Here is a 21,738-nt window from a genome sequence, read left to right as displayed (position 1 = left end):
ATCAGGGTTTAGTCAAGGGATTGGCGTTTTGTCCTCTCTTCTGTGCTGCGGCTGCCGAGCTGGCCTTGAAGCGGAAGCTGTCGTTCCCTGTTTCCAGGATATGGCAGCGGTGGGTCAGGCGATCGAGCAATGCGGTTGTCATCTTGGCGTCGCCGAAGACGGTTGCCCATTCGCTGAAGCTGAGGTTGGTGGTAATCACAACGCTCGTCCGTTCATAGAGCTTGCTCAGAAGGTGGAAGAGCAGTGCTCCCCCTGAGGCGCTGAACGGCAGGTATCCCAACTCGTCGAGGATGAGCAGATCAAGGCGGACCAAGGTCTCTGCGATCTGCCCCGCCTTGCCTTTAGCCTTCTCCTGCTCAAGCGCGTTGACCAATTCGATGGTCGAGAAGAATCGGACCTTTCGACGGTGATGCTCGATCGCCTGGATGCCGAGGGCGGTGGCGACATGTGTTTTTCCTGTGCCCGGTCCGCCGACAAGCACGATATTCTGCGCGCCGTCGATGAACTCGCATCTATGCAATTGGCGCACCGTCTCTTCGTTGATTTCGCTGGCGGCGAAGTCGTATCCGGAGAGGTCCTTGTAGGCTGGGAAGCGGGCAGCCTTCATGTGATAGGCGATGGACCGGACCTCGCGCTCGGCCATCTCGGCTTTCAGCAACTGGGACAGGATCGGCACGGCTGCATCAAAGGCTGGAGCACCTTGCTCGATCAGGTCACTGACGGCTTGGGACATGCCATACATCTTCAGGCTTCGCAGCATGATGACGACGGCGGCACTGGCTGGATCATGACGCATGGCGACCTCCAACGATCCGGACACGCAGGCCATCATAGCGTTCGACATTGGCCTTGGGTTCGCGCAGCAAAGTCAGTGCCTGTGGCGTATCGACGTCGGGACCGTCAGTCGTCTTATCGTCGATCAGCATATGCAGCAGGTTTAGCACATGCATTTTGGTTGCCACGCCTTGATCCAAAGCCAATTCCACAGCACTGATGACGGCCTGTTCGTTGTGATGAAGGACGAGGGCAAGGATATCGGCCATCTCACGATCACCACCAGGGCGGCGCAGCATCTGCTCCTGCAGCTGTCGAAAGGCCAGCGGCAATTCCAGGAAGGGTGCGCCATTGCGCAGTGCTCCAGGCTTGCGCTGGATGACCGCAAGGTAATGGCGCCAGTCGTAAATCGTCCTCGGCGGTTTGTCGTGGCTGCGTTCTATGATCCGCGGATGTTCGCAAAGGATATTGCCCTCGGCCGCAACGACCAGTCGCTCGGGATAAATCCTCAGGCTGACGGGCCGGTTCGCAAAAGACGCAGGCACGCTGTAACGATTGCGCTCGAAGGTGATCAGGCATGTCGGCGAGACGCGCTTGCTCTGCTCGACGAAGCCGTCAAACATGGCGGGGAGCGCCATCAATGCTGCCCGCTCATCAGCCCAAACATCCGCGATCGAGCCGGACAAGGTGCCATGCGCTGTCTCCCGCCACAGGTCCTGGCAATGCTGTTCCAGCCAGATATTCAATGCCCCCAAATCTGGAAAGTCGGGCATCTGTTGCCACAGCCGCGGTCGGGCATCCTGGACGTTCTTCTCGACCTGCCCCTTCTCCCAGCCCGCGGCGGGATTGCAGAACTCTGGCGCAAAGACGTAATGGTTCGTCATCGCAAGGAAACGGATGTTGACCTGTCGCTCCTTGCCGCGGCCCACACGATCGACCGCTGTCTTCATGTTATCGTAGATGCCACGACCAGGCACGCCGCCAAACACGCGGAAGCCGTGCCAATGGGCGTCAAACAGAATCTCATGCGTCTGCAACAGGTAGGCCCTGACAAAAAACGCGCGACTGTGCGATAGCTTGATATGCGCGACCTGAAGCTTCGTGCGCTCGCCGCCTATCACGGCATAGTCCTCACTCCAATCGAAATGGAATGCTTCGCCTGGTCGGAAAGACAGCGGAACGAATATGCCGCGGCCCGTCGTCTGCTGCTCACGTTGCCGATCAGCCCGCCAATCACGAGCGAATGCGGCGACCCGACCATAGGAGCCGGTAAAGCCGAGAACCACCAGATCGGAATGAAGCTGCTTCAGTGTTCGGCGCTGCTTGCGCGACTTTCCGGTCTCGGTCTTCAGCCAGGCCGCGAGTTTGTCGGCAAAAGGATCAAGCTTGCTCGGTCGTTCCGGTACCGTGAACGTCGGCTCTATCGTACCCGCGCTCAAATACTTCGCGATCGTGTTGCGCGACAGACCGGTGCGCCGGCTGATCTCGCGGATCGACTGCTTCTCTCGCAGCGCCATGCGCCGGATGATGTTTAAAAGTCCCATGTGGATCACTCCGCTGCCCCCGTCGCTCACCGCGTTGGGGGGAAGGTTCACATGGCTCAGTTCTCAATGGAAATTATCTGCCTAACTGGCTCAGTTCTGCGTGGAAACCAACAGCCTCACCGCAATCAGCTGTTCACGCAGCCACTGATGTCCTAAATCTTCGTCAAAGCGCGGATGCCAACCGACCTGCAGCTGGAACGGATCGAATGCGAATGGGAGGTCGAAGCGGTCGATCATGTGATCAAAGCGGTGTAGGAAGCGCTCAGGCAACGTCGCCAGGCAGTTCGTGCGCTCAAGTATCGGTGGCACCGCTGTGTAGTACTGCACGGATACCGTGGTGTGTCGATAATGCCCCAGCTCTGCAAGAAAATCATCGATCCCACTGTGATAACTGCCATTGGTAGACACCAGCACATGCTCATAAGCGCAGTATTGCTCCAGCGTCATTGCAGCCGTGCCGCGAGGATGCCCTTTGCGTTGGGCCACCTGAAACCTGTCGTCGACCAGATCATGGGTGCGCAAACCAGGGGGCATGAAGGCTCGGGTGCCGATCACCAGGTCGATGCGGCCGCGAGCTGCAAGATCCAGGACCTCATCCCGGGGTATCTGGAGCATGGCCAATCTAATGCCTGCATACGACTGCTTCCGAATGCACTCGATGAGATCCAGTCCAATCGTCATCGCGGCATTGTCATTGAGGGCGATCGTGAAATCGCGCTTGGCCGTGCTGGGATCGAAAGCGTAGGGCGCCTCGACAAGATCCTCAAGCCGTGTCAGCAACTCATGCAGGGGTGATTTCAGCTGCGCTGCACGTGGCGTCAACCGCATACCTCGGCCGCGCTCGGCCGGCACCAGCAAAGGATCATCAAGCACCTGCCGCAAGCGGGCCAATTGGGCTGAGAGTGCAGGCTGGCTGATGGCTAAGCGTCGTGCTGCACGAGTGACGTTGGCCTCTTCAAGCAGAACATCCAACGACACCAGTAGACCCATGTCGTGCTTCTTCATAACTTTAATCTATTGCTAACTACTATCAAATATCAATTTTACAGATCCATTCCTGGCGCTGTCTAATCTCGCTGTACACCCCGCTACAGGAGAATAGTCATGCATACCTACGAAACAAAGCTTGCTTTGGCCAAGCAGTTTCATGCCGCACTGACCCGCCGCGACTGGCAGGCGATCCGTAAGCTTCTTACCGACGATGCCACCTGGGTTCTGCCCGGAGACAATCAGATCTCTGGTCCAGCGGTCGGTGCGGAAGCAGTCGTTGCCAGAGCTGAGCTAATTGCCAGCTTCGGCCTGAATTTCGAGCTCAAGCACATTCTGGTAAGCCGGGATAATGTCGCGCTCTCGCTGCATAACACTGCACGCCGGAATGACCTCGTACTGGACGAGCATCTGGCTACGGTCTGCACCTTGCGCGATGGCAAGATCGCTGCTATCGAGACCTACCTGTCCGACCTGCCGGGCATGAATGCCTTTTTTGCCAGGGACTGAAGGTTCGAGGTCAAGGCGACGCCCTCGGTCGAGAGTGGAGCTTGGCCGAGCTTGCCGATGCCCATGCCGTCATAGCCCGATCGGCGAACTCGGCCCGCCATTGCTATCGCGCCGAGTCAGGCCTGCGCTACCGGCTCCTAGGAAACCATCATGGCGTCGACTTGGTCACGTCAGCGCAGTTCACTTGCGCTACGGCCAAGACGCCTATATGATTCGTATACGTTTCATATGCAACTAGACACATGGGTATCGTGAACATCGACGACGATCTGCATGACCAACTGCGCAAGGCCAGCGCAGTATCGTGCCGGTCGATCAACGCACAGGCAGCCTTCTGGATCAGGATCGGCATGCTGTGCGAAATGAATCCAACGCAAAGCTTCAACGATATCGTTGCCCGTGAACTGCGGGCCGCGGGCGTTGTGGCACAACCCATCAAGATGGGGGCGGCATGACCAAGCGGCCAGAAGAAATTGCGCTGATGGCAGAGTCAGGCCAGCTTTTGGCGCAGGTGTTCAGCCATCTTGATCGGCTGAATCTGATTGGCATGTCCACGATGCAGGTCAATGATCTGGTCGATGACCTCATCGTCCATGAATTCAACGCACGCCCGGCCAGCAAAGGGCAATACGGTTACGCCTACGCGCTAAACGCCTCCCGCAACCATGTGGTCTGCCACGGCGTTCCTTCCGCCGAGGACATCCTGCAGGACGGGGACATCGTCAATTTCGACATCACGCTGGAGAAGAATGGCTACATCGCCGATTCCAGCAAGACCTATCTGGTGGGCCAGGTGTCGCAGCCGGCACGGCGGCTCGTGCAAGTGGCTTATGAAGCGATGTGGAAAGGCATCCAGGCTGTCCGCCCAGGTGCCACGCTCGGTGACGTGGGCCACGCCATCGAGCGGCATGCCCGCAGGAATGGTTATTCGATCGTCCGGGAATACTGTGGGCACGGTATCGGTCGTGAAATGCACGAGGACCCCCAGGTTTTGCACTGGGGCAAGCCGCGAACGGGGCTAGTACTGCGCGAAGGCATGGTTTTCACCATAGAGCCGATGGTGAACCAAGGACGACGTGCCATTCGAACTGAGGACGACGGCTGGACGGTGGTTACGCGCGATGGGCAATTGTCGGCTCAGTTCGAGCATACCGTTGCTGTCACCGGGAACGGTGTGCGTGTCTTGACGCTGCGCCCGGGCGAAAAGGCGTTGCACTGATCCAGTGTGGTAGCGATACGGACTTTCGCTCAGGATCTGACCTTGACTTCGGGTAAGAACACGCCGTTGCCGGCGTGCTCTCGGTGCGTGTCAAGGTAGTTGTCGCCTGATCTCATGCAGCTAATCGGTTACTTGTCATGCTGTCGGCTTTGCCTCGGCGCGCCCGCATCGCGGTCGGGATTGAGGGTGACGGCGCCAACGCGGCTCCAGTTGCGGGTCGGTCCGGTCCTGCGCTGCGGATGACGCTGGCGGGCAAGCTCGTATACCCATCTGCGTGCCTGCAACTGGACCTCATCCTGACCGGCATGGCGAACGGCCGGGGCCACGAAGCGCAGCCCGCTGTGCAGGTGCTCGTGGTTGTACCAGTGCACGAACTGCGCCGCCCACGTCCGTGCAACGCCCTTCGGGGGGCGAGCTTTTCGCCGCGTATTAGCTGCGAGGCGCTTCGATTGCGCACCGCCGCGATGTCCGCTTCACCCCTTCCCTGGCAGTGAACGGCAGAAATTCTCAATCAATGGAGTCAATGCATCCGGTGTTTCCAACATGGACAAATGCCCTGTACCTGGTACTACGGTCATGACGGCTTGCGATATGCGAGGAAGTAATTCTTTCCTCAGTACCTCGGGCGAATCCACGCGATCCAGCTCACCCGCAATAACAAGCGTAGGTACGTCGATGGCACCTACCTGCCCAGTGATGTCTTCCAAGCTGGTCGCTCTGGGCCAAGCTAGCTTAGCCGCTGGCGCGCCACGCAAGCTGTCCGCGATCACTTGTTCGCGATCCTCCGCTGACAGCGGGAGGGCCGTCAGCACGTTATCGATAGTCGCCTCCACTGTTTCACGGTTTGCGTAGGCTCCTGCCATCATTTCGCGTGCCTCTTTCGGCAAGATCATTGGCGATGGCGGTGAAGGAGCGACGAGAACCAACCCGGCCAGTCCGGCAGGCCGCCGCGAAGCCATAAGCTGAGCGACCTTGCCCCCCATCGAGTGACCGATCAGAACGTAGCGCTTCGGGTGCAGCGCTGCAATCACGCCCTCTGCATCGGCTGCAAGGTCTGCCAGCCCGTAGCCCATCGAAGGCGCGTCGGATTGACCCCAGCCGCGATGATCGAGAGCAAGCGTATGGAAGTTCGGCGCCAGCCTGGAGCAGACGTGCTTCCAAGTGCGGGAGGAGCCGCCCCAGTAATGCAGAAAAACGAGTGACGGATCGCCTTGCCCTTGCTCCTCGACATGGATCTCTATGCCGTTCGATTCGACCTTCATTGGAACATCCTTTTGCTAAAGCCCACCGGGGATCGGCTGGCTACAGTGCTAGGCTAGACCCATTCCATTCGGACGATAATAGGCCTAGATTTATCACCACCTGATAATCAGGATATCGAATGAGGTGGTATGGATAGATTGCTCAGCATGGCGGTGTTCGTCTCCGCAGTCGAAGAAGGCAGCTTGGTAAGCGCCGCTCGACGGTTTGGCCTGTCACCGTCGATGGCGGGCAAGCACGTTTCCGCGATCGAGGAACAGCTGAAAGTTCGGTTGCTTCAACGCAGCACGCGCAAGTTGACGCTAACGGATGTAGGAAGGTCCTACTACACGCGATGCAAGCGCTTGCTGGAAGAATACGAGGACGCGAACCGCGAAGCCCAGGACGCGCAACAGAGTGTGCATGGAATTTTGCGCGTGGCTGCGCCGACAACCTTTGGGGCACTGCATCTTGGTCGTGTTGTATCGAATTATCTGGCTGAATACCCCGATGTCTCGATCGAGACCACGCTGAGCGATCGCTATGTCGATCTACTGGCAGATGGCATCGACGTTGCTATCCGCATCGGCCGTCTGCAGGACTCCGACCTCGTTGCTCGGCGGCTCGCCTCGTGTCGCATGATGTTCTGTGCAGCCCCATCCTTTTTGGCACGACATGGCGAGCCGAAAACCGTCGAACAGCTCCGCCAGGCACCCCGGCTCGCTTTCTCCCAGGCGGTTTCAGCCGGAGACTGGAGCGTTACGGATGCTAACGGCCAGACATATCACATTGATGGTGAGATCCGGCTCGCTGCAAACAACATGCAGATGCTGCTCGCGGCAGCGCTGACAGGGGCGGGGGTGGTCTACGGCCCTAGCTTCGTGTTCGAGCAGTCCATCGCCAGCGGTGCGCTTCGTGTCCTGCTGCCTGACCACAAAACAAAGGATTTGGCGATTCATGCCATCTATCCGAGCAAGCGCCATGTGTCGTTGAAAGTTCGCCGTTTCATCGAGCATCTGAGCATGAGCTTCGACGACACGCAGCCGTGGGATCTCATGCATAGGAGCACTACGGCTTGAGGTTGCCCCTGAGCCCTGGAATGCATAGCCCCAGCCCTGAGAATGCCGGGCGTTGGACGCGCCCCAAACGTAGCGTGGCGGTTGCCTTGCTCAAACAGCAGTCGAGCGCTTGTCTTCGTGGTGCGTCCGCTGGCCTCGCCTCTAGGCCGGCAGAAGCCCGGTTGCCCTGTAGCTCGTGATCAACGTATCGAAAAGACTTAAGTCGGAACGCCCACGTGCCATCAGCTGCGCTCCTGTGATTGCAGCATAGATGGCCTGCGCGCGTTCTTTCGCGATGTTCGGATTGACAATCCCGGCGCTCGCCAAAACCTTAGCCAGCCATGTGATATGCACATCAGAGAATGTTCGAACTTCTTGCCTCACATTCTCGGGAAGGTCATCGTATTCAGCCGTCATGAAACTGCACAGGCAGATGCGGTTGTCGTTCTCCAGCGCCTTCCTGAACATATTGGGATATCTGCGCAAGCAATCTGTGGGGTCCGGAAGCCGATTCAACAGTTCTTCCAATTGCGTCGACGAATTTTCCCAGTATCGCCTGGCAACTGCAGCAGCGAGAGCCGCCTTGCTCGGGAAATGATGGTAAAGACTTGCAGGTTTGACACCGACTTCTTCGGCCAAGCGGCGAACGCTCAAGCCACCGTAACCGTGCGCCTGGGCGATTCGTGTTGCAATGGACAAGATCTTGTCACTGGAGTTCGTGTTTCTCTGACTCTCCACGGCTGTCGCCCTCGACTTGTGTAATGACGCTCCACTGCGGTATCTTGTCTTGCGACCGTCTGGTTACGAGTACGTCGAACGGCCTACCTGCGAGCAAATGCGGGTTGGCTCTTTACGCTGGGGCGCATTTTCATCCTTTCGTACCATGCCAAGAGCGCCGTGCATTCGGCGGGTACCGCCAAGTCGACGATATCAGCGAATATCAGTCCGGCGATGACCGTAATGTCGGCCATGGAGAACGCGTCGCCGGCAACATAAGCTCGCTTGCGAAGCACATCGTCGAAATAATGCATGCCTCGCAAGGCCTTGTCGCGCTGCCTGAGTCCCCATTCCCTGTTCTGGTATTGCTCCACCAGTGGCCCCAAACCCGGCGTTCCATGGTGGAAGTAAACACTGATGGCGTCAAGCAGCTCCAGTTCGGCGCGCTTGCTCATCATGTGAATCATTCCCCTCTCGAACGCTGTGGAGCCCGTCAAAACCGGACCGCCGACAAGCGCATCGAGATACTCCGTGATGGCGGTGCACTCGGCAATGCACGTTCCATCCGCAAGCTCAAGCACCGGAACCGTTCCGGAGTAGTTTTTATCCGAGATGAACCTGGGATCCTTGTGCTCCCCCTTGCGGAGATCAACCATCACGAACTCCACGCGTGACAGGAGGTTTTTTTCTGCTAGGGCGATCCGGACACGCGTCGGGTAAGGGCCCCGAGGGAAGTCGTAGATCTTCAGCGGAAATCCCGCCTCACCATCGACTGGTCCTGCAACCGCACTCATTCGAGAACTCTCCATGTGGTGAATTCGTATCGGTCAACAACCGATAACGATCCGAGAATACCTAACGATCGTTAGTTAGAATGCTATTCCGTAGCAATGGCGATGTCAACTGCATCGCCGTCGCACCTGCCGGTCAAGCCATGTGATCGTTTGCACTCCCCAGCGACACCTCATTCGCCTCCGACCGCTGGGTTGCATTCATGCGTGACCAAGCGCGCCGGGATGAGGTTCGTCAACGAGATTGTGCGCATCACAAATGAAGCACTGAAGTCCGCTGCCGCGGCTGTTGCTGGACTCTGGCGGCGCAACCTCGGCGAGGGCTCAAGCGCGATCTCGCCCAGCGCAGTCTGCTGCCGGGGATGGTGGAATCGGCGTTGTTGATGGGGCATTGCAACAGTGCCGATGTGTGATCCGCCTGGCATCGGCCTCTCGAGTGCGTGATCGCCCTTGGCGTCACGATGACTCCTCCCCTGGAAATGCTTATTGCTGCCTTTTGATGGCGTTGCAACTCGTCGTCAAATATTCTGCTATGAAATCAAGAAACGCGCGCACTTTGGCAGACGACACCTCGCTGCGTTCCAGGTAGGTCGCGTAGATGTCGGCGTTGGGTAGCTTCCAATCCCCCAGCAATGGAATCAGTTCGCCCCGGGCCAGGTAGGGTGCGATTTCCCATGCTGAGCGGATGGCGATGCCATGGCCGTCCAGCGTCCAGCGCAGCACGGCGTTGCCATCGTTGCTCGATAGCACATTGTCGACTTTGACCGTCTCGGTGGACTTCCCGCGGCGGAAATGCCAAGCGCCGTAGGCCGCATCGTTTTCCCGAACGATCAAGCAGGCGTGACGCACCAAGTCGTGCGGAACGTTCGGCTTACCGTTCTGGGCAACATAGGCCGGCGAAGCGCATAAAAGACGGTGATTGCGCAGCAACAACCTTGCATTGATCCGGGTGCTGGGGGGATCGCCGAAGCGGATGCCGATGTCATAACCGTGTTCGCGCAGGTTCAAGGGCTGGTCGGTCAATTGCAGTTGCACCCGTATGGCGGGATAGCGGGCAACGAACGCCGAAATGGCCGGTGCCACCCGCGCACGACCGAAACCGTATGAGGCATTGACACGGAGCAGTCCGGCCGGTTCGGCATGGCCGCGGATCAGCACTTGCTCAAGTTCCTGCAATTCCCCGAGCAGGCGTGATCCCTCGGCCAGGTAGCGTTCGCCCTCCGGCGTGAGTGTCAGGCGTCGTGTCGTGCGATGGGTCAGGCGCACGCCGAGCCGCTTTTCCAAATGCGCCAGGCGCTTGCTGACCGCTGGCGGGGTGACGCCAAGTTCGCGCGCGGCCGCAGCCAAGCTGCGATGGCGCGCCACTAGGGTGAAAAGGCGGATGTCGGAGAACTCGGACATGATGCTCCAATTCGTTCTTATAAGTTATGAATTGAATAAATATAATTCAATAACGCCGTTCTGATGCAGGAATAGAATGGCCGTCGGAACATGGAGGCAAGGGATGTTCGAAGGCTTTTCCGACGTATCCGCCACGGTCGATGGCATCAAGATTCATGCGTTGATGGCCGGCACCGGGCCGGCGCTGCTTCTGCTGCATGGACACCCTCAGACACACGCGATCTGGCACAAGGTGGCTCCGACGCTGGCGCGGCAATTCACGGTTGTCGTTGCGGACCTGCGCGGCTATGGCGACAGCGGGAAGCCGCCAGGCGAGCCAGACCACGCCAACTATGCCAAGCGTCGGATGGCCTTGGACCAAGTGCGATTAATGCAGGCGCTGGGCCTGCCGACGTTCGCGGTGATCGGTCATGACCGGGGTGGTCGGGTCGCGGCGCGGATGGCGCTGGATCATCCAGATGTGGTATCCCGCCTGGTCACGCTGGATGTGGCACCCACGCTGGCGATGTACCAGCAGACCTCATTCGAATTCGCGCACGCCTACTGGCACTGGTTCTTCCTCGTGCGACCGTCGCCTTTCCCAGAGACGTTGATCCGGGCCGACCCGGATCTCTACCTGAAGCAGACCATGGGAGCCCGCAGTGCCGGCCTGAAGCCTTTCGCGCCGGAGGCCTATGCTGCCTATCTGCGTTGCCTGTCCGATCCGGCAACCGCACATGGCATCTGCGAGGACTACCGTGCCTCGGTAGGTATCGACCTCGAACACGATCAGGCCGATCTTGCCGCGGGCAAGCAGATCCAATGTCCCTTCCTGGCATTGTGGGGACGCGATGGCGTGATCGAACGGTGCTTCGACCCTCTGGCCGAGTGGCGCCGCTGGAATCCCGGCGTAAAGGGTATGGCGCTGCCCTGCGGCCACTACATCCCGGAGGAAGCACCCAAGGTGTTGCTCGATCACGTCCTCGCCTTCCTGCCTTCATGAATGTCCTCGAGCCTGCCCATGCCAGCGACGACGCTTTACCGAAAACTGGTCGATTCGCACACCGTCGAACGCCTGGATGTCGACAACGTGCTGCTATATGTCGACCTGCACATCATGAACGAATACACCAGCCCACAAGCTTTTGCAGGACTGGCGCAACGTGGATTGCGGGTGCGGCGCCCACACCAGCAAATGGGCGTGGTCGATCACGTCATCCCCACGCGCCCGGTGCCGATCGCGGCGCGTACGATCGACATCGCCCCCGCCGCACGGCAAGCGGCGAACTTTGCCGCCAACTGTGCTGAGCAGGGGATCGAGCTGTTCGACGTGCGTGATCCGATGCAAGGCATCGAGCATGTCGTCGCGCCGGAACTTGGCCTGATCCGTCCCGGCATGGTCGTATTATGCGGCGACAGCCATACCACGACCTACGGTGCCCTCGGGGCACTCGGGTTCGGGATCGGCACGTCGGAAGTGGAGCATGTGCTTGCCACGCAGACTCTGGTGTACCGCGTGGCCAAGGACATGCGAATCCAGGTCGATGGTCGGCTGCCTCTGGGGACGACGTCCAAGGACCTGATCTTGCACATCATCGCCAAGATCGGAGCACAAGGCGCGCGTGGCTATGCGGTCGAGTATGTCGGCGAAGCTATCGCCGCACTGTCCGCCGAGGCGCGCATGACCTTGTGCAACATGACCGTGGAAGCCGGTGCCCGCGCGGCGCTGATCGCGCCTGACGCGATCACATCCGACTACGTGTCCGAGCGGATCTGCGATATGGACGACGCTGCGCTGGCGGCCGCGCACACGGCATGGAAGCAACTCCGCACGGACGCATCGGCGCGTTTCGATGCCGAGCATCGCTTCGATGCTTCCGAGGTCGCCCCCTATGTCACCTGGGGGACCAGTCCCGACCAGGCGCTGCCGGTGAATGGCACCGTGCCGCCATTGAGCGACGCCTCGGGTGATATCGAGAAGGCAACTTGGCACAAGGCGCTGGATTACATCGGCTTGGCGCCTGGCACGCCGATCGAAGGTATTCCGATCGACCGCGTGTTCATCGGTTCGTGTACGAATGCCCGCATCGAGGACCTGCGCGAGGTGGCGCGGGTGGTGCAGGGGCGCAAGGTTGCACCAAGCGTGCGGGCGATGGTGGTGCCTGGCTCCGGGCTGGTCCGTGACCAGGCCGAACGCGAAGGGATCGCGCAGGTGCTGGTCGAGGCAGGGTTCGAATGGCGACAGCCGGGCTGTTCGATGTGCCTGGCGATGAACGACGACGTACTCGCGCCGGGCGAGCGTTGCGCCTCTACGACCAACCGCAACTTCGAGGGTCGGCAGGGCCGGGGCAGCCGCACGCATCTGATGAGTCCGGCCATGGCTGCCGCTGCCGCAATCGCCGGACGCATCGTCGACATTCGCAAGGAGTTCCGTGCATGAGCGAAACGCACCGTATCACAGGCGTGGCGGCGCCATTGCCAATCGGCAACCTGGACACCGACCAGATCATGCCCAAGCAGTTCCTGCTGGGGATCGACAAGAGCGGATTGGCAGACGGACTGCTGCATGACCTGCGTTTCGACACCGAAGGGCGGCTTCGCCCGGACTTCGTGCTCAACCGTCCGGAATATCGCGGCGCGCGCATTCTGTTGGGCGGGGCGAACTTCGGCTGCGGATCGAGCCGGGAGCACGCGGTATGGGGATTGCAGCAGGCCGGGTTCGATGCTGTCGTCGCGCCGAGTTACGGAGAGATCTTCTATTTCAATGCGATGAACAATCGCCTGCTGCTTGTCACCTTGCCGCCGGAGCAGGTCCAGGCGTTGATGGACAGCGTGGCGCATGGCCAGGAAAAGCGCCTGACCATCGACGTGGAGAAGCAAATCGTTTCCACGCCGCAGGGCGATGAATATCCCTTCGATTTGCAACCCAGGCAGAAGCGGATGCTGGTCGATGGCTTGGACATGATCGGCATGACCTTGCGCGATGCAGCAGCCATCGACCGGTTCGAAGCTGAGCATTGGCAGGTACGTCCCTGGTGCCGTGTCGATATCGCCAGGACGCGGGCAAGAAAACGCGGTGCGGGCTTGAATTCCGTACGCAGCCAAGGACAGGCCTTGTCCTCCGAAAAGGAAAGGTAGCGATGAACATGGCGATCATGGGGAACGGATGGTTAACGTTCAGCCACTGCCTGCTTGCGGCGGCTGGGCGATGTGTATTTCACGACAGGGACACGGAACCCCCTACCGAGATGCGGCCGTGTCGGATTCGCTGATGAAGTTCATCGGCGTCTTGCCGAGCCGCCGTTTGAACATGGTGGAAAACGCGCTGGGGCTGTCGTAGCCCAGATCCAGCGCCACCTGCGTGACGGACTGCCCAGCCGATAGCCGGGGCAGCGCCGCCAGCAGGCAGGCTTGCTGCCGCCATGCCCCGAAACTCATGCCCGTCTGCTGGTGAAAGAACCGGGTGAAAGTGCGCAGGCTCTTGTGCAGCCGTTGCGCCCACATCTGCGGCGTGGCCTGGATGCTGGGCGACTTCAGGAACGCCTTGCACAGCCGTGCAAGCTGGCGGTCTTGGGGGATCGGCGCGAACAGGGGCATCGTCTGCGTCTGGCGCACTTCGTGCAGCAGCAACTGCGCCAGCGCACCGTCGCGCCCGTCCTCGTCGTACAGCGCGGGCATGTCCGCCGAGGCCAGCAGCAACTGGTGCAGCAGAGGGGAGATGACCAGCGCCTCGCAGTGATCTGCCGGGCGCGGCGCGGCAGCCGGCTCGATGTAGAGGCTGCGCGTACTCACACCCTGCATCCGCACGCGGTGGGGTTTGCCGGCGGGAATCCACACGCCGCTGTACGGTGGAATGGCCCATGCGCCATCGTCCGTTTCCACTTCCATCACCCCGCTCATGCCGTACAGCACCTGGGCGCGCCGGTGCGTATGGGTGTCGAGCAAGGTGCCCGGCGGGTAATCGGTGCCGATGGCCAGCACGGGGCGCGCCACGGCATCCACGGAGTCCAGCGGTATGTTGCGCATGGCAATGGATGGCCTAAACAAAAGGATTATTGACCAATCAGCGAGAGACAGCCAATTCGGCGCACCCTATCGTGAAGTTTCGTCCTCTCACGATGCGGTTTCCGCCATGTACTTCCTGCTTTTGTTCTTTGGTTTCCTCGCCGGGATAACGACCGTGCTGTTCGGCTTCGGCGGTGGCTTCGTCGTCGTGCCCGTGCTGTATTCCGTGCTCCTGGCTACGCATGGCGGCAGCGCCGTGGGCGACGCCGCCATGCACGTGGCCGTTGCCACGTCCACCTGCGTGATGATCTTCGGTGCGGGGCTGGCGACGATGCGCCATCACAAAGCTGGCACGGTGCCGTGGGATCAGGTGCGCCCGCTACTGGGCTACATCGCCGTGGGCGCAATACCGGGCGCGGCTGCCGCATTGGCATTGAGCGGGGACTGGGTACGCTGGGCCTTCATCTTCTACCTGGGGTTGACGATCCTCGACAGCATCCTGCGGCCGGGCTTCACCCAGGAAACGGCTGCGCGGATTCGTCCATGGGGACGGTGGATGACCGCTGCCGCAGGCACGGCGATTGGTGCGATCGCCGCCTTCCTGGGCGTGGGCGGCAGCGTGATGACCGTGCCGCTGATGCGCCGCCGCGGCGCCAGCATGACCGCTGCGACAGCAGCGGCCAACCCACTGTCGCTGCCAATGGCCGTGGTCGGCTCGGCGACTTATGCGCTGCTGGCGTGGAACGATGCACCGCTGGGTGCATGGCACGCGGGTTACATCGACTTGCGCGCTTGCGCGGTCTTGGCGGTTGGTTCATGGCTGGGTATCCGGGCCACATCGAGGTGGATTGGCCGGATTCCCGATACCATTCACGCCAAGGCATACATCACGCTGCTGTGCGTCGTTCTGCTGGTGATGCTGGTGGCTTAGTCTTCTCTGCCTCTAGCTGTGATCTCTCAGTAGGTTGTTCATCCGGGGCTCCTGGGGGCTGGTTTGGCTTCGTAACCCCCATCTTCCAGAGATGCCCCGGATGAACAACCTACTGAGAGATCACAATTAGAGCGGCTAACAAAACCCGGGAAGATGGCGAAGACAGATGACCGAGCAGGCGAGAGACAGCAGGGCCAGATGGATATCGATCCGGCGTTCGAAACGGATGCGCAGCTTGCCCATGCCCGCGAACCAAGCATGAGTGCGCTCGACTACCCAACGATAGCGTCCCAGCCTATCGTTGCGTTCTATCCCCTTGCGGGCGATACGCGGGGTGATACCTCGCTGGTTGAGGTGATCGCGGCAGCGGTCGATGTCGTAGGCCTTGTCGGCGTGCAGCTTGCCCGGCCAGCGTTGCGGACGCCCCGGCTTGCCAGCGATCGGGGGCAGTGCATCAACCAACTCCTCGAATACCACCGAGTCGTGCCGGTGGGCTCCGGTGACACAGAACGCCAAGGGAATGCCGTTGCAGTCGGTGATCAGGTGCCGCTTGCTACCGAGCTTACCGCGATCGGTCGGGTTCGGCCCGGTGTAGGCGCCCCCCGGGGGGCGGCCACACTGGCCGCGTCCAGGCTGGCTCGACTCAGGTCCAGCTTGTCGGCCCGGCGCAGTTCGGCCAACAGGACCTGATGCAGACGATGCCAGACCCCGGCGGCTTGCCAGTCGCGCAACCGCCGCCAGCAGGTCATGCCGCTGCCGTAGCCCAGTTCCTGGGGCAACTCCTCCCACGGGATGCCGGTGCGCAGGACATAGACGATACCGTTGAGGGCTTGTTGGTCGCTCACGCGCGGTCGCCCTCCCTTGGGCGAGGGCTTCACGGGCGGGATCAAAGGTTCGATGCGCTTCCACAGCGCGGCGGGAATCTCTTTGCGACGTGCCATGCAGGCGATTTTGTCATCACCGCTCAGGTGTACAAGGCGGTTTTGTTAGCCGCTCTTAGTCCACAATGCAGGTCAACGATCTGATCGTTGGCCTCATCGCCCACGAGCTCAAAGCGTTCCCGGCCAGCAAAGGGCAGTACGGGTACGTCTATGCGCTCAACGCCTCCCGCGACCATGTGGTCTGCCGCGGCATTCCTTCCGCCGAGGACATCCAGTAGGACTGGGGACATCGTCTAGGCTCAAGTCGCAACAACCAGATACGTGGCCGTTGTCATCGCCGATATCAATCTCGGCCAGCAATCAAGCCACATCGGCGTCCGATGTGAACAGCTTGGGCCACGGGGCCGGATCGGCCCATACCCATCCACTGCACACAGTCAGCTCATGGCACGCGCGTAGGTCCGGATCAGCGAGTCGGGGCAGACAAGGATGGTGAAAACGGGGCGAGGTGGTCTCCGCTTTGTTTGTCGCGTCGAGGACTGGTTTCGGTTCGACTGCCACCGGATTGGCTTCCCTCCGGTGTTGTCCCATGGACTCTTGCGCTGTTCCTCATGCCGCTCGCGCTCGCCCAGCATGGATTGCTACGGCCATCGCCATTCTGGCGTTGGCCACTCGCGCCGCCGCTTCGGAAGTCTGGGTCGTTACCGACTCGCATCATCCGGTCCTTGGCCAGGCTGACCGACACCTCATCCTGGACGCGGCCGCGGTGCTCGAAGCGGAGCTGGCCGACAACCTGCCCACCGATCCTGAGCGCGCCAGCGCCATCGTCCAGCAACGCCTGAAATTGGGCGGTACAGACCTGCAGCGAAGGATCGGCACCGCCTACCAGGGTATTGCCGATGCCTGGAGCCTTGGCGTCACCAAGATTCCCGCCATCGTGGTGGATCGCCGATACGTGGTCTATGGCGAGACGGACGTGGCCCGTGCGGTAGCCCGCATCGACCAATACCGGAGGACGCAGCCATGACGAGGCGTCCGTTCGCGCCATCCCGGCGCCAGCGGTTGGCCATCGCAGCGCTGCTGCTGGGGTGTTCCGCATCGTCCTTTGCACTGAACACCGCCACCATCGTGGCCTCCACCCTGTCGCCGGATTGCCTGGAATACCGCGTCACCGGCATCTGCTATTGGCTCTATTGCACCTGGACGGGATGCACCGTACGCACCTCGGTCAAGGTGCGCCACTACATCCCGGATGCCGTGGTGTCGAGCTACTCGAACACCGGCGAGAACCCTTGGGTCGAGGTGCGGGCGATGAGCCTGCCGAACCCGACCGCGAAGGCCGGCGGCGACGGCACCACCAACGAGGATCACGAGAACAACCTGGCGAAGTTCAAGAACGCCGACGTCATCGGCCATCCGGGTGGCTATGTGTTCAGCCAGTTCGCCAGCGCCTCCGGCTACACCTGCGAGGGCGCCGGCACCGCCTTCATGCCCTATCTGCTGAGCACGCTCGACACGCTGGCATGGCGCTACAACATCCCCGAGGCGCTGTATCCGGAAGCACTGATTCCCGGCCGGCGCGAGATCGGCACGCGCACGGCCATGAATCTCTGGGGCAACGTCTATCCGCGTGGCGGCTTCCTGCACCAGGTGGATGACCACAAGGCCGCAGCCGTGGTCGCCCAGCGCGCGGGTGACATCGTGACGCGCCGCAACCAGATCCACGTCTACCAACCGCTGCTCGCCAGTTCGCGCGATGGCTACTGGCCGGCCGGCGCCCTGATGGAAACCGATGCCGCCACGGGCAAGTGGCAGGAGCTGACCCCCACGCTGTCCAGCAGTTGCGCGGTATTCCCCCACGGCAATGCCAAGGTGCAGGCCCGGCAAGGCGACTACGCCTGGGCATTGTGGCGTCCCTATAGCTGCTGCCAGCGCCGCGGCCAGGTGTTCCTCGGCAGCGTCGATTTCCTGTGAGGCCCGATGCCATGACGACTCCACCGCCGAGCGCCCGTCGATTTCTTTGCGTCGCATTGGCCGTTGCAGCAATGTGCTGCTCCGGCGCCGGGGCGCAGACCAGCGTCAACGAGTACGGCGTCCAGCATCAGGGCAGCGTGATCGGCGACGACGTGCTCTACAGCATTGGGGGCGGCCGCGCGGTATCCATGAGCGGTGCGGCCAACATGCACTCCATCGGTGTTGGCGTCGGCTGGAACAGCAACCTGATCTGTGGCGACATGAGCATCACCACCACGCTGCAGAACCAGTTGAACGGCATCACCAACGGCTTCCAGGCCATCATGTCCTCGGTGATCCAGAACGCCACCGCTGCCGTGGCGTCGCTGCCCGCGCTGATCATCCAGCGCGCCGATCCAGGGCTGTATAACCTGCTGACCAATGGGGTGCTGCAAGCCAGGCTGGATTTCGATCGCAGCAAGCTGACCTGCCGTGCCATCGCCAACCGCATGGCCGACATGGCGGGTGGGCAGCTCGGCTGGGGCCAACTCGCCGAAGGCATGGCGCTGAAGCAGGCCGTCGCGAGCACCGATGCGGTCTCGGCCATCGACGACGCCGAGGCGAACCGTGGCAACAATGGCGTACCGTGGGTCGGCGGAGACAACGCCGGCGGCGCGGGCCAACGTCCGGTGCGCGTGGTCGGCGACGTGACCCGCGCCGGCTACAACCTGCTCAATGGCCGTGGCGTCGGCGATGCCAGTTCGATTCCGCAAGCCAGTTGCGGCGGCAACATGGCCTGCCAGACCTGGAGTTCGCCCGATGCCGCCGCGGCCTGGGCCGTTCGCGTGCTAGGCGAGCAGGAACAGCGCACCTGCGATGCATGCACCAAGACCGTCACCACGCCGGGCGTTGGCCTGACCCCGCTGATCCAGGAGGAATACGAGGACAAGCTGCAGGCCCTGCAGGAGTTGGTCGCCGGCAGCCGTCCAACCACGGCGCAGAACCTGCAGGCTGCGGGCAGCGCGTCGCTGCCCATCACCCGTGGCGTGATCGAGGCGCTGCGCGACGAGACGGACCAGGACATCCTGGCTCGGCGCCTGGCCTCGGAGGTTGCGCTGGCCAGCGTGCTGGAGAAGGCGCTGCTGCTGCAACGCACGCTGCTGACCGGGCGCAAGGAGCCCAACGTGGCCGCCAACGAACTGGCCCAGAAGGCCGTCACCCACGAAAGCGACATCCTCGATCGCGAGATTCACAACCTGAAGGCAGAGCTGGAGCTGCGCCGCGAACTGGCCAGCAACTCGCCGATGGCGATCATCCAGCGCCACAGCACCCGCGCCGCCGGTGCGCGTGGCATCTACGAGGGCGACCCGGTACGCAATCGGGTCGATGAATTGCAGCGGCCGCCGTCCGGCGGAAGCCATCCATGAGTGCCGCAGGGCGGTGCCCGCGCTGGCTGTCCAGCCGGCGTGCCATCCGGGTACTGGTGTGGGCGGTGTCGCTGCTGATCGCCGCGACCGCCGTCAATGTGGTCGGCATCCGCATCGCGGGCAGCATCGAGGGCTGGCAGCGCTGGATGGCGGCGCAATCCGGGGCCTTCCTGGTCTGGCGGTTGTTGCTCTACGCCATCACTGCCTGGGGTTGGCTCTGGATGCGCCGTCGCCTGCGCACGCGGGAACCGGAGCGCGCTGCCGGGCAGCGACTGCTGCGCGCGGAGGTTGCGTCCATCGTCGCCGTGATCGCGCTGGAAGCCAGCCTGCTGATGCAGGCACGGTAGCGCGAGGTTCGCCATGACGCTGTTCACCACCGACTACCTGGAGTACTACCTGACGCTGGTGTCCTGGGTGGTCCACAACGGCATCTGGTCGGTGCTGGTCGCCAGCGGCATGTTCGCCGTCCCGTTCCTGGCGATCATCATCCAGGAATGGCTGAAGGCCCGCGCGGAAGGCGCGGACGAGGGCAACAAGGGGGTGCTGTCCTCGGCTCGCATCGAGAACCGCGTCTTCGTCGCCATCGTGGTGATCATGTTCGCGGGCATCCCCTTCATCGACGTCGATTTCAACACCATCAAGTACGACCGTTCGCGTTCGACCCAATGCCAAGTGAATGTGCCAGAGCCGACCGATACGGGCTGGTCGCAATCGTTCAGCACGATCAACAACCAGTCGGCCAAGGTGCCGGTGTGGTGGTTCGCCATGCACGCGATCTCGCGCGCGATCACCGGCGCCTCGGTCGCGGCCATTCCCTGCGGCACCGACCTGCGGCAGATCCGCATGGACATCGACGCGACCCGCATCGACGACCCGGTACTGGCCCAGGAGATCAGCGACTTCACCCGAGACTGCTACGGCCCCGCCCGCGCCAAGCTGTTCATGACCCGGCCCAGCCTGAGCGAGGAGCAGATGCACGACGTCACCTGGATCGGTTCCAGCTACTTCGTCGGCACCGCAGGCTTCTACGACAGCTACCGCTCCAGGACACCGCGCGATGCCTGGCCGTTCGACGCCACGCGCGACGCCGGCCTGGCCCAGGTGCCCGGCGGGGGCGGCTACCCGACCTGCCGGCAGTGGTGGGCCGACGGCAGCCAGGGCCTGCGGGCACGACTGCTGGCCCAGGTCGATCCCAGCCTGCTGACACGACTGGCCGGCTGGGCGGGCTTCCTGAGCCAGGCCGAGGTCAACGACTCGGTGATCCGCGCCGTCGCGAGCCCTCGGCAACAGAAGCTCAACCGGGGGGCGGTCTACACGGACTACGGTGGCCAGATCGACATGACGCTGCCCAACATCGTCACCCGCGCCGCCAGCGACGTGGGGCTGACCGTCGGATCACTGGGCTATTTCCCGGCGATGGACGTGGTGCGGCAGGCGCTGCCGATGGTGCTGTCCCTGCTCAAGATGGCGCTGGTCATCTGCATCCCGCTGGCGCTGCTGATCGGCACCTATGACCTCAAGACCGTGGTCACGGTGAGCGTGGTGCAGTTCGCGCTGTTCTTCACCGAATTCTGGTTCCAGCTCGCCCGCTGGATCGACTCGACGATCCTCGATGCGCTCTACGGCTGGGGGTGGGGCTGGAACCGGCCGCACACGAACTTCGATCCGCTGGTGGGCCTCAACAACACCTTCGGAGACATGCTGCTGAACTTCGTGATGGCGACGATGTTCCTAGTGCTCCCGGCATTCTGGATTGGCGCATTGACTTGGGCTGGGATTCGGGCCGGAACTGTCGCAAATGCTTTCTCGGCAGGCACCAAAGACGCGGGCAACGCGGGCGGCAAGGGGCCAGGCGTCATGTCGAGGAAGCTGAAATGACTCAGCGATGAACGGCTTCAATCTTCTTCGCTGTACATCACGTGAGAGGTGTCGTTGTAAAGGTTTGGATCGTAGCCAGGCGTTTGACGTAGTTCATCCAGACTCGCAGGAAATTGCAGGTCAAAATCGTCGTCGCCCCCCGGCGTCTGCTCCGCCATCCTGGCTGCCACAACGAGAGCGACCAGTATCAGCGCCACCCAGAATGCGACGTACAGCAACACCCCGAGGACCGCCAGCTTGATCACCCAGATCAGCACCGCTGCACCGCCCGCCGGCAGTGCCTGCGCCACCAGCCACCGATGCGCCCGACGCTCCGCGCGCAGGCAAACGCCCCATACACCGCCCAGCCAGCGGCCGAGTCGCGCTGCGGTGGTCATGCGTGCGGTGTGCTTCATGGTTGGCTACCTCATGGTCGTTCCACGGTCGTTGGGCTGGGCGGTGCCG

The 21,738-nt window shown here is 61.7% G+C and carries 24 protein-coding genes and 1 pseudogene; 14 read left to right on the top strand and 11 right to left on the bottom strand.

Features of this window, described 5'->3' with window-relative positions; translation table 11 throughout:
- Position 1: 1 nt before the first annotated feature.
- The 3 genes from istB to CAL13_RS01630 form a co-directional block, all read right to left on the bottom strand.
- The gene (gene istB / locus CAL13_RS01640) at positions 2 to 796 is read right to left on the bottom strand and encodes an IS21-like element helper ATPase IstB (protein WP_086071300.1); all 795 of its coding nucleotides are present in this window, start codon (positions 794 to 796) and stop codon (positions 2 to 4) included.
- Positions 786 to 2,318, bottom strand: coding sequence for an IS21 family transposase (gene istA, locus CAL13_RS01635; RefSeq protein ID WP_086071299.1), 1,533 nt, complete (start codon positions 2,316 to 2,318; stop codon positions 786 to 788). The genes istB and istA overlap by 11 nt, the downstream gene beginning before the upstream one ends.
- Positions 2,319 to 2,408: 90 nt before the next feature.
- Entirely contained in the window at positions 2,409 to 3,323 is a 915-nt protein-coding gene (locus tag CAL13_RS01630; protein WP_230592673.1) for a LysR family transcriptional regulator, read from the bottom strand.
- Between the two features lie 99 nt (positions 3,324 to 3,422).
- On the opposite strand from CAL13_RS01630, the gene CAL13_RS01625 reads away from it, so the two are divergent.
- The 3 genes from CAL13_RS01625 to map all read left to right on the top strand — a co-directional run bounded on the left by CAL13_RS01625 (position 3,423) and on the right by map (position 5,034).
- Entirely contained in the window at positions 3,423 to 3,815 is a 393-nt protein-coding gene (locus CAL13_RS01625) for a nuclear transport factor 2 family protein (RefSeq protein WP_001554375.1), read from the top strand.
- 242 nt (positions 3,816 to 4,057) lie between these two features.
- Positions 4,058 to 4,270, top strand: a complete 213-nt coding sequence (locus CAL13_RS01620) for a ParD-like family protein (RefSeq protein WP_009618131.1) — start codon at positions 4,058 to 4,060, stop codon at positions 4,268 to 4,270.
- The gene (gene map, locus CAL13_RS01615) at positions 4,267 to 5,034 is read left to right on the top strand and encodes a type I methionyl aminopeptidase (RefSeq protein ID WP_001554377.1); all 768 of its coding nucleotides are present in this window, start codon (positions 4,267 to 4,269) and stop codon (positions 5,032 to 5,034) included. The genes CAL13_RS01620 and map overlap by 4 nt, the downstream gene beginning before the upstream one ends.
- Before the next feature lie 128 nt (positions 5,035 to 5,162).
- Here the strand turns inward: map and CAL13_RS21100 are convergent, their stop codons facing one another.
- Together CAL13_RS21100 and CAL13_RS01610 are read right to left on the bottom strand one after the other, a co-directional pair.
- On the bottom strand, positions 5,163 to 5,405 hold the full coding sequence (locus CAL13_RS21100; RefSeq protein WP_052754977.1) for a hypothetical protein: 243 nt from the start codon (positions 5,403 to 5,405) through the stop codon (positions 5,163 to 5,165).
- A 102-nt stretch (positions 5,406 to 5,507) separates the two neighbouring features.
- Complete coding sequence (locus CAL13_RS01610; RefSeq protein WP_086071298.1) at positions 5,508 to 6,296, bottom strand: alpha/beta fold hydrolase; 789 nt, start codon at positions 6,294 to 6,296, stop codon at positions 5,508 to 5,510.
- 129 nt (positions 6,297 to 6,425) lie between these two features.
- On the opposite strand from CAL13_RS01610, the gene CAL13_RS01605 reads away from it, so the two are divergent.
- The gene (locus CAL13_RS01605; protein ID WP_086071297.1) at positions 6,426 to 7,352 is read left to right on the top strand and encodes a LysR family transcriptional regulator; all 927 of its coding nucleotides are present in this window, start codon (positions 6,426 to 6,428) and stop codon (positions 7,350 to 7,352) included.
- 141 nt (positions 7,353 to 7,493) lie between these two features.
- Here CAL13_RS01605 and CAL13_RS01600 read toward each other — a convergent pair whose 3' ends face one another.
- The 3 genes from CAL13_RS01600 to CAL13_RS01590 all read right to left on the bottom strand — a co-directional run bounded on the left by CAL13_RS01600 (position 7,494) and on the right by CAL13_RS01590 (position 10,240).
- Entirely contained in the window at positions 7,494 to 8,069 is a 576-nt protein-coding gene (locus CAL13_RS01600; RefSeq protein WP_024128187.1) for a TetR/AcrR family transcriptional regulator, read from the bottom strand.
- 83 nt (positions 8,070 to 8,152) lie between these two features.
- A complete protein-coding gene (locus CAL13_RS01595; RefSeq protein WP_086071296.1) occupies positions 8,153 to 8,842 on the bottom strand; it encodes a glutathione S-transferase in 690 nt (229 codons plus the stop codon).
- 480 nt (positions 8,843 to 9,322) lie between these two features.
- Entirely contained in the window at positions 9,323 to 10,240 is a 918-nt protein-coding gene (locus CAL13_RS01590) for a LysR family transcriptional regulator (RefSeq protein ID WP_086071295.1), read from the bottom strand.
- A gap of 103 nt (positions 10,241 to 10,343) precedes the next feature.
- On the opposite strand from CAL13_RS01590, the gene CAL13_RS01585 reads away from it, so the two are divergent.
- The 3 genes from CAL13_RS01585 to leuD are packed head-to-tail and all read left to right on the top strand — an operon-like array spanning position 10,344 to position 13,357.
- The gene (locus CAL13_RS01585) at positions 10,344 to 11,222 is read left to right on the top strand and encodes an alpha/beta fold hydrolase (RefSeq protein WP_086071294.1); all 879 of its coding nucleotides are present in this window, start codon (positions 10,344 to 10,346) and stop codon (positions 11,220 to 11,222) included.
- Positions 11,223 to 11,240: 18 nt separating this feature from the next.
- Positions 11,241 to 12,659, top strand: a complete 1,419-nt coding sequence (gene leuC, locus CAL13_RS01580; protein ID WP_043223483.1) for a 3-isopropylmalate dehydratase large subunit — start codon at positions 11,241 to 11,243, stop codon at positions 12,657 to 12,659.
- On the top strand, positions 12,656 to 13,357 hold the full coding sequence (gene leuD / locus CAL13_RS01575) for a 3-isopropylmalate dehydratase small subunit (RefSeq protein ID WP_223850484.1): 702 nt from the start codon (positions 12,656 to 12,658) through the stop codon (positions 13,355 to 13,357). The genes leuC and leuD overlap by 4 nt, the downstream gene beginning before the upstream one ends.
- A gap of 102 nt (positions 13,358 to 13,459) precedes the next feature.
- On the opposite strand, the gene CAL13_RS01570 is transcribed toward leuD, so the two are convergent.
- Positions 13,460 to 14,245 carry an AraC family transcriptional regulator gene (locus CAL13_RS01570; protein ID WP_027350551.1) on the bottom strand — a complete coding sequence of 262 codons (786 nt, stop codon included), beginning with the start codon at positions 14,243 to 14,245 and terminating at the stop codon, positions 13,460 to 13,462.
- A 106-nt stretch (positions 14,246 to 14,351) separates the two neighbouring features.
- Between CAL13_RS01570 and CAL13_RS01565 the strand changes: the two genes are divergently transcribed.
- A complete protein-coding gene (locus tag CAL13_RS01565; protein WP_027350552.1) occupies positions 14,352 to 15,155 on the top strand; it encodes a sulfite exporter TauE/SafE family protein in 804 nt (267 codons plus the stop codon).
- Between the two features lie 135 nt (positions 15,156 to 15,290).
- Here CAL13_RS01565 and CAL13_RS01560 read toward each other — a convergent pair.
- A protein-coding gene (locus CAL13_RS01560) for an IS5 family transposase (RefSeq protein WP_420042408.1) occupies positions 15,291 to 16,096 on the bottom strand; the annotation gives its coding sequence in 2 pieces (ribosomal slippage) (positions 15,291 to 15,769 and positions 15,769 to 16,096; 807 coding nt in all).
- A 59-nt stretch (positions 16,097 to 16,155) separates the two neighbouring features.
- On the opposite strand from CAL13_RS01560, the pseudogene CAL13_RS01555 reads away from it, so the two are divergent.
- From CAL13_RS01555 to CAL13_RS01530, 6 genes and pseudogenes are all read left to right on the top strand, one after another.
- Positions 16,156 to 16,308, top strand: a pseudogene (locus CAL13_RS01555) (type I methionyl aminopeptidase); the annotation flags it as partial.
- A gap of 317 nt (positions 16,309 to 16,625) precedes the next feature.
- Positions 16,626 to 17,063 (top strand): TIGR03757 family integrating conjugative element protein, encoded by a 438-nt coding sequence (locus CAL13_RS01550; RefSeq protein ID WP_032958302.1) that lies wholly within the window; start codon positions 16,626 to 16,628, stop codon positions 17,061 to 17,063.
- On the top strand, positions 17,060 to 18,010 hold the full coding sequence (locus tag CAL13_RS01545) for a TIGR03756 family integrating conjugative element protein (RefSeq protein WP_086071293.1): 951 nt from the start codon (positions 17,060 to 17,062) through the stop codon (positions 18,008 to 18,010). Before CAL13_RS01550 ends, CAL13_RS01545 begins: the two co-directional genes overlap by 4 nt.
- Before the next feature lie 11 nt (positions 18,011 to 18,021).
- Entirely contained in the window at positions 18,022 to 19,416 is a 1,395-nt protein-coding gene (locus tag CAL13_RS01540; protein ID WP_043223424.1) for an integrating conjugative element protein, read from the top strand.
- The gene (locus tag CAL13_RS01535; protein WP_086071292.1) at positions 19,413 to 19,763 is read left to right on the top strand and encodes a hypothetical protein; all 351 of its coding nucleotides are present in this window, start codon (positions 19,413 to 19,415) and stop codon (positions 19,761 to 19,763) included. Before CAL13_RS01540 ends, CAL13_RS01535 begins: the two co-directional genes overlap by 4 nt.
- 13 nt (positions 19,764 to 19,776) lie before the next feature.
- Positions 19,777 to 21,294 (top strand): conjugal transfer protein TraG N-terminal domain-containing protein, encoded by a 1,518-nt coding sequence (locus tag CAL13_RS01530; protein WP_086071291.1) that lies wholly within the window; start codon positions 19,777 to 19,779, stop codon positions 21,292 to 21,294.
- 17 nt (positions 21,295 to 21,311) lie between these two features.
- Here the strand turns inward: CAL13_RS01530 and CAL13_RS01525 are convergent, their stop codons facing one another.
- On the bottom strand, positions 21,312 to 21,689 hold the full coding sequence (locus tag CAL13_RS01525) for a DUF3742 family protein (RefSeq protein ID WP_062737770.1): 378 nt from the start codon (positions 21,687 to 21,689) through the stop codon (positions 21,312 to 21,314).
- Between the last annotated feature and the right edge of the window lie 49 nt (positions 21,690 to 21,738).

Origin of the sequence: Bordetella genomosp. 9 (genome assembly GCF_002119725.1) — a bacterium.
In the GTDB taxonomy this organism is placed as follows: Bacteria; Pseudomonadota; Gammaproteobacteria; order Burkholderiales; family Burkholderiaceae_B; genus Bordetella_C.
Note: the sequence above shows the minus strand (reverse complement) of the source record. Positions and strands in the feature narration are given on the sequence as shown.